General features: G+C 71.9%; 1 protein-coding gene. It reads left to right on the forward strand.

Features of this window, described 5'->3' with window-relative positions; all coding sequences use genetic code 11:
• Positions 1-384, forward strand: a 384-nt coding sequence (locus RNC47_RS37400; protein WP_449657373.1) for a helix-hairpin-helix domain-containing protein, incomplete at both ends; no start/stop codon positions are given.

Genomic DNA, 384 nt, shown 5'->3' on the forward strand with positions numbered 1-384 from the left:
GTGTGCGGATCTCCCTGTCCACGGTGCACGGCATCTCCGACGACGAGGTCGCCCGGATCACGGCAGGCCAGCCGTACACCTCACTCCAGGACTTCTACGCCCGCGCGCTTCTCAAGCTCCCCACGGTCGAGCGCCTCATCAGCATCGGCGCCCTCGACCAGCTCAAGGGCGAGGCGTCCCGCCGGGACCTGCTGCTCCAGGCGACCGAGCTCCACCGCCAGGCCCGCACCCGCCCCGGGCCCGGGCAGTTGCCGCTCTCCACCACCCCGCACACGGCCGGGTCGTCGGGGCTGCGAGAGATGACCGCCCGCGAACGCCTCGACGCCGAGCTCGGCGTCCTCAAGATCGACGTCTCCCGGCACCTCATGGACGACCACCACCGCC

This window comes from Streptomyces millisiae (genome assembly GCF_031845425.1).
GTDB lineage: Bacteria > Actinomycetota > Actinomycetes > Streptomycetales > Streptomycetaceae > Streptomyces > Streptomyces millisiae.